The organism is Mailhella sp., from assembly GCF_057866825.1.
Genome location: NZ_DBMAHT010000108.1, coordinates 1 through 6,877, shown reverse-complemented (window position 1 = coordinate 6,877; position 6,877 = coordinate 1). Strand labels below are relative to the sequence as shown.

General features: G+C 62.8%; 6 protein-coding genes. 1 reads left to right on the top strand and 5 read right to left on the bottom strand.

Going from position 1 to position 6,877, the window contains the following annotated elements:
• The coding region (locus ACZM96_RS08745; protein ID WP_489488579.1) for a preprotein translocase subunit SecD at positions 1 to 1,098 on the bottom strand (1,098 nt) is incomplete at its 3' end.
• Positions 1,099 to 1,214: 116 nt separating this feature from the next.
• On the bottom strand, positions 1,215 to 1,580 hold the full coding sequence (yajC, locus tag ACZM96_RS08740; RefSeq protein ID WP_489488578.1) for a preprotein translocase subunit YajC: 366 nt from the start codon (positions 1,578 to 1,580) through the stop codon (positions 1,215 to 1,217).
• A 223-nt stretch (positions 1,581 to 1,803) separates the two neighbouring features.
• Between yajC and argB the strand changes: the two genes are divergently transcribed.
• The gene (gene argB / locus ACZM96_RS08735) at positions 1,804 to 2,706 is read left to right on the top strand and encodes an acetylglutamate kinase (protein ID WP_489488576.1); all 903 of its coding nucleotides are present in this window, start codon (positions 1,804 to 1,806) and stop codon (positions 2,704 to 2,706) included.
• A 93-nt stretch (positions 2,707 to 2,799) separates the two neighbouring features.
• On the opposite strand, the gene ACZM96_RS08730 is transcribed toward argB, so the two are convergent.
• From ACZM96_RS08730 to ACZM96_RS08720, 3 genes are all read right to left on the bottom strand, one after another.
• Positions 2,800 to 3,408: a hypothetical protein gene (locus ACZM96_RS08730; protein ID WP_489488574.1), complete on the bottom strand. Its 609-nt coding sequence runs from the start codon at positions 3,406 to 3,408 to the stop codon at positions 2,800 to 2,802.
• 97 nt (positions 3,409 to 3,505) lie between these two features.
• Positions 3,506 to 4,825: a phosphomethylpyrimidine synthase ThiC gene (gene thiC / locus ACZM96_RS08725; protein ID WP_489488572.1), complete on the bottom strand. Its 1,320-nt coding sequence runs from the start codon at positions 4,823 to 4,825 to the stop codon at positions 3,506 to 3,508.
• A 197-nt stretch (positions 4,826 to 5,022) separates the two neighbouring features.
• Positions 5,023 to 6,726 carry a glutamine--tRNA ligase/YqeY domain fusion protein gene (locus ACZM96_RS08720; RefSeq protein WP_489488571.1) on the bottom strand — a complete coding sequence of 568 codons (1,704 nt, stop codon included), beginning with the start codon at positions 6,724 to 6,726 and terminating at the stop codon, positions 5,023 to 5,025.
• Positions 6,727 to 6,877: the final 151 nt, after the last annotated feature.

Below are 6,877 nucleotides of genomic sequence, written 5' to 3'. Positions count from 1 at the left end.
GATGCCGCTGTTGATGGATTCCTTGCCGAGAGAGGGGCCCACGGTGCGCTCTTCGAGCACGGACACGGGGGTGGGCAGGGAGCCTGCGCGCAGCACGATGGCGAGATCCTGCGCCTCTTCGGTGGTGAAGTTGCCGGTGATGGAGGCCTTGCCGCCGGCGATGCGGTCCTGAATGACGGGCGCGGAATAGACCTTGCCGTCGAGCACGATGGCCATGCGCTTCTTGATGTGTTCGCCGGTGATGCGTTCAAAGTTGCTGGCGCCGCGGTTGTTGAATTCCAGGGCCACGTAGGACTGGCCGAATTCGTTGAAGGCGGGGCGCGCGTTGGTGATGTCCTCGCCGCCCATGAGGGCTTCGGTGTCGAGGATGATGGTGCTCTCGGTCTGCGTGCCGTACTGGCCCTTCACGATGAGCGGATAGCGGGCCGTGCCGGCGGGCAGCATGATGGACGTGGGATCCACGTCGTCGCGCACGATGTGGAATTCCAGATGGGCGGTCTGGCCGATGATCTGGATGGCGCGTTCGGCGTCGGTCATGCCGGGCAGCTGCACCTGCACCTGATTGTCCGACTGCTTGCGGATGTCGGGTTCGGCCACGCCGAACTGGTCGATACGGTTGCGAATGGTGCGCACGACCTGTTCCATGGTCATGTCTTCCGTCTGCTTGCGGGCGGCGGGAGAGAGTTCAAAGACATAGACGCGGCCGGCGGCGGAAGTGTCGGCGCTGACCTGCTGCAGATTGGGGAACCACTTGCCCATCATGGCCTCGAAGGCTCCGGCCTGATCGGCGCGGGGCAGCGTGACTTCGAGAAGGCCGTCGGCGTTGAGCCGGGGCTTCATGACGGTGATTTTTTCCTGTTCGGCGCGGTCGCGGATGTCCTGTCCGTTGACGGACAGCGTATTCTGCACGGCCTTTTCCACATCCACGCCCAGGGTGAGATTCATGCCGCCCTTGAGGTCCAGGCCGAGACTGATGCGGTCCTGCATGAACGCGCCCAGAGGCGAGTTGCCGATGGCGGGAATGTTGGGCAGGGCGTACGCAAGCACCACGAGCAGCACGATGAGGGAGACGGCCAGGCGCAAACGCAGAGCTTTCATGGTTGTATCCTTAAAACACGATAATAAGGTCGGAAGACCTTATGGATGAATAGCACAAAGCTCCACGCCTCCCCGGAAGGAGGGGCGTGGAGTCGGAAGACTCGAAGGACCGGGCCTTACTTGTTTTCGGCGGGAGCGGCCGTTTCGGCGGCCTTGTTCACGGTCTTGGGATCGTAGGTGCCGCTCACGAAGCCGCGGGGCATGCGGACCTTGGTTTCGCCGAGATCGATGACGAGGATGTCGCCTTCCAGATCGACGATGCGTCCGAGCAGACCGCCGGAGGTGATGACGTAGGAGCCCTTGCCCAGGGATTCAAGCATGGCCTTGTGTTCCTTGTTGCGCTTCTGCTGAGGACGGATCAGCAGGAAGTAGAACACGGCGAACATGAGGATGAGGGGAACGAAAGAGGCGACGGCTCCCATGGGGCCGCTCTGAGCGGCGCCGCCCGCGTTGCCGGCGGCGTAGGCAATGGAAGTGAACATAGATTCTCCAGAATTGATTTTGCGGAAGGATGTCCGCGTCATTGACCACACCTTCTTAACCTGTTGCGCCTTTTTACGCAATGGTTTAAGCGGCGGATGCCGTCTGCGGCAGGCATACTTTTTCGTTGTGCCGCGCGGGGAAAGGGCTGGACATTCGCCCCGAATGCGGGGACTATGCGGGAAAAGCACGAAGTCCGGGCGATTCCCGGCGCAAGGAGCACATATGGCCGTTTTTGCCGATCCCGTGGAAAAGGCCCGCCTGCAGTCGAAGGTGCTCATTGAGAGCCTTCCGTATCTGCGCGAATATCATGGAGAAACCGTGGTCATCAAATACGGCGGCCACGCCATGACCGAAGAGAGCCTCAAGCTGGCCTTCGCCCGCAACATAAGTCTGCTCAAGCTGGTGGGCATTCATCCCGTGGTGGTTCACGGCGGCGGCCCGCAGATCAATGAAATGCTGGGCAAGCTGGAGATCAAGTCGGAATTTCGTCAGGGTCACCGCGTGACCGACAAGGCCACCATGGACGTGGTGGAAATGGTGCTGGTCGGCTCCGTGAACAAGAGCGTGGTGAACCTCATCAACAAGACGGGCGCAAGAGCCGTGGGCCTTTCCGGCAAGGACGGCATGCTGCTTGAGGCCCGCAAGCTCGCCATGACCATCAGCCACGGCGAGCAGCAGCCGCCGGAAATCATCGATCTCGGCAACGTGGGCGAAGTGACGGCCGTCAACGTGCAGCTTCTGCGCTCGCTTATTGAGGACGATTTCGTGCCCGTCATCGCGCCCGTGGGCGTGGACGCCGAGGGCAACACCTACAACATCAACGCGGATTCCGTGGCCGGAGCCGTGGCCGGCGCGCTCAAGGCCCGCCGCCTGCTCATGCTCACCGACGTGGCTGGCATTCTGGACAAGGAAGGAAAGCTCATCGAGCACATCGACACGGCCGACGCGCATCGTCTGCTGGAAGACGGCACCCTGAGCGGCGGCATGATTCCCAAGATCAACTGCTGTCTCGACGCGCTGGCCAAGGGCGTGGACAAGGTGACCATCGTGGACGGCCGCGTGGAAAACTGTCTGCTTCTGGAACTGCTCACCGATCAGGGCATCGGCACCGAAATCGTGAAGTAGCAGGGGCGTCAGCAAAAAGAACGGGGCGGCTTCGGCCGCCCTTTTTTTGCGCGCGTGTCCGGCTTTTCCGGCAGGGCGCGCTCATGTTCGTCGCTACTTGCCCAGGTTCTTTACTTTTTTGACGAAGGTGCGGCCGTTCCAGAGATAATACACGGCGTTGTCCGTATCGAGCGTGCAGGGCACGCCGTCGGAGGCGAAGGAGGGCAGCACTTCGAGCCCCTTGTCGAACACGCAGTAGGTGCAGCTTGAGGAAAGACGTCCCGGCAGGTCGCGGTCGGGACGGAAAAAGTCGTCGACGGGAGGTTCCGGGGGCAGCGGCAGGGGCGCGGCGTGCCCCTTGGCGCTGATGTACCACAGTTCGGAAATGCACACGCCGTCGTCGTCTTCGGTGCGGAAGGCCGCCACGGCCCCGCGCTCGGAGCGGAACAGGCGCAGGCACACGTCGGGAAAGCCGTCCGCGGAGGAGAAGCGCAGGGCGTCCGGGCTGTCTTCGGCAATGCTCCAGTGCTCGTTTACGCCCTGATCGGCCAGCAGTTCCCTCTCTTCCTCGGTCAGGGGCGCGCGCGTATTTTCAAATATTTCGGTGGGAATGAGGGCAAATGCCTGGCGTGCGCTCAGGGGGGCGGCGTGGCGCGGAGCCGCGCCGAGAGCAAGGGAAGGCAGCATCAGCAGTATCGTGAGAAGAACAGCCGTCGTGCGCATGGTTTCAGTCCGCAGGCAGAAAGGCCGCATCGGCAAGATGCGGCCTTTCCGGAAAAAGAACGGCGCGGACGCCTGAGGCGTCCGCGCAACGATGAGGTTACTTGCGATGGTGCTGGCAGTGGCTGGGCACCTGAGCCGCGGGATTGCCTTCGCGCATCATGCGCACGGCGCAGAAGTTGCCGCACATGGCGCAGGCTTCTTCATTCTTGTGCGGTTCGCGGCGCTTGTCCATGAGTTCCGGGTCAATGGCGGCTTCGCGCATGGCGTCCCAGTCGAGTTCCATGCGGGCCTTGGACATCTTGGCTTCGCGGGCCCTGGCGCGGGGCGTGCCGAGCGCGTTTTCACCGGCCTGCGCCGCCACGCGGGAGGCCATCACGCCCTGCTTCACGTCGTCTTCGTCGGGCAGGGTGAGGTGCTCGGCGGGCGTGAGGTAGCACAGAAAGTCCACGCCGGACTTCACGGCAAGAGCGCCGCCGATGGCGCCTGCAATGTGGTCGTAGCCGGGCGTGGTGTCGGTCACGAGCGGTCCGAGCACGTAGAGAGGCGCGCCGTGGGTGAGCTTCTTGATGCTGAGAATCTGCGCTTCCACTTCGTTCAGGCTCACGTGGCCGGGGCCTTCGATCATGCACTGCACGCCCTTTTCCAGGCCGCGCTTCGCCAGCTGGCCGAGCATGATGACTTCCATCCACTGGGCGGCGTCGCCGGAATCGCTGTTCGCGCCGGGGCGCAGACCGTCGCCGAGAGACAGCGTGACGTTGTAGCGCAGCGCGATGTCGAGCAGACGGTCGAAGCCGGTGAGCAGGGGATTTTCCTTGTCGTTGCGCAGCATCCAGCGGGAAAGGATGCTGCCGCCGCGGGACACGATGCCCATGACGCGGCCGCCCTTGGCGCCCCATTCCGCGCCCTGACGGGTGAGGCCGCAGTGCAGGGTCATGAAGTCCACGCCCTGTTCGGCCTGCTTTTCCACGTCGGCGAAGATGACTTCGGGATCAATGGTGGCCGGGTCTTCGCCGCGGTCGATGTAGATCTGCGCCACGCCGTACATGGGAACCGTGCCGAGAGGCGCAGGGCAGGCTTCCAGCATCTGACGGCGGATGTCGTCGAGGTCGCCCGCGATGGAGAGATCCATGACGGTGTCGGCTCCGGCGTCCAGGGCGATCTTGAGCTTGCGCATTTCGCCCTTCACGCTGCAGTGGAAGGGAGAGGTGCCGATGTTGGCGTTGACCTTCACTCTGGAGGGCTGACCTACCAGAATGGGACGAACGTCCTTGTGATTGGGATTGCCCAGCAGCACCATGGTGCCTGCTTCGATGGCGGAACGGATTTCTTCTTCCGTCAGTCCTTCTTCTTCGCACAGGCGGGCCTTGTGCTGTTCAAAGAGGGTCGCCAGCGCCTGGTTCTTCTCAAAAATGGACATGCTGCCTCCTTCTGAGGAGTCCGGTCTTCATGGGCGGGAAGCTCCCGCCCGTTGTCGCGCGTTCGCGCGAGGATATGCGGTGTGACGGGCCCGGGCCGGATGCGTTCTGCGATCCCGGGCCGGCGCAACCGGGCCCTTCTCCGGGCGTTCCGGCCCGCAGAGCGCGGAGCCGGAAGACGCGGGAGAAGGCCCGTCGATTACTGCTTCTTTTCTATCTTCGCCCAGGAGTCCTTGAGCGTCACGGTGCGGTTGAACACGGGGTGTTCGGGGGTGCCGTCGGGGTCGGCGCAGAAGTAGCCCACGCGCTCGAACTGCACGTGGCTGCCTGCGGGCATCGTGGCGAGATAGGGTTCCGCCATGGCCGTGACGATCTTTTCGGAGTCGGGGTTGAAGTAGTCGAGGAAGGTCTTGCCTTCTTCAATGTCGCTGTCGCTTTCGGTGGTGAACATCTGCTCGTAGAGGCGCACTTCCGTGGGAACGGCGTGACGGGCGCTCACCCAGTGCAGCGTGCCCTTGACCTTGCGGCCGTCGGGGCTGGAGCCGCCGCGGGAGGAAGGATCATGGGTGCAGTGCAGTTCCACGATGTTGCCGTCGGCGTCCTTCACCACTTCCTGACAGGTGATGTAGTAGGCGTAGCGCAGACGCACTTCCGCGCCGGGAGCGAGACGGAAGTACTTCTTGGGCGGATCTTCGCGGAAGTCGTCGCGGTCGATGTAGATTTCGCGGCAGAAGGGAACCTTGCGGCTGCCGAAGGACGCGTCTTCGGGATGCAGCGGCTGATCGAATTCCTCCACCTGATCTTCGGGGTAGTCGGTGATGACGACCTTGAGCGGATTGAGCACGGCCATGCAGCGCGGAGCCACGGCGTTCAGATGTTCGCGGCAGCAGAATTCGAGCAGGCTGTAGTGAACCACGGAATCGGCGCTGCGGGCGATGCCGATGCGCGAGCAGAAGTCGCGGATGGATTCGGGCGTGTAGCCGCGGCGGCGCAGACCGGAGATGGTGGGCATGCGGGGATCGTCCCAGCCGCGCACGTAGTGTTCCTTCACGAGCTGGATGAGCTTGCGCTTGGAGAGCACGGTGTAGGTGAGCTGGAGACGGGCGAATTCGATCTGCTGGGAATGATAGACGCCCAGCGTGTCGAGCACCCAGTCGTAGAGTTCGCGGTTGTTGTCGAATTCCAGGGTGCAGATGGAGTGGGTGATGCCTTCGATGGAGTCGGAAAGGCAGTGGGTGAAGTCGTACATCGGGTAGATGCACCACTTGTCGCCGGTGCGGTGATGGGTGGCGTGGCGGATGCGGTAGATGGTGGGATCGCGCATGATGACGTTGGGAGACGCCATGTCGATCTTGGCGCGGAGCACGTATCTGCCGTCTTCAAATTCTCCGGCCTTCATGCGGCGGAACAGGTCGAGGCTTTCCTCGGCGGGGCGGTCGCGCCACGGGCTGGGGGTGCCGGGCTTGGTGAGGGTGCCGCGGTATTCGCGGATTTCGTCGGCGGAGAGTTCATCCACGTAGGCCTTGCCCATCATGATGAGCTTTTCGGCGTATTCATAGAGCTGATCGAAGTAGTCCGAGGCGTAGTGAACGTCGCCCGCCCACTGGAATCCGAGCCACTGCACGTCCGTCTGGATGGAATCGACGTATTCGGTGTCTTCCTTCACGGGGTTGGTGTCGTCGAAGCGCAGGTTGCACAGGCCGCCGTATTCCTTGGCCAGTCCGAAGTTGATGCAGATGGACTTGGCGTGGCCGATATGCAGATAGCCGTTGGGTTCGGGAGGAAAGCGGGTGTGTACGCGTCCGCCGAAACGGCCGGTAAGATTATCCTGGTTGATGCGGGCGCGCAGAAAGTCGATGCCCTGGGGACGTTCCGCTTCAGGGGCGGGGGTGTTCTGGCTCATGGAGGCCTCATGTCGTTTGGCTGCTGCGCGTTCAGGGCGCGCGAAACAGCGGTGGAGCGATGCGCCTTTGCCGCGCGGCGGGGCGCATATCCTGAATGACTGACGGCTGAAAAGAATACCTTTGTCGCGGGGGAAGGTCAATTGACGAAGC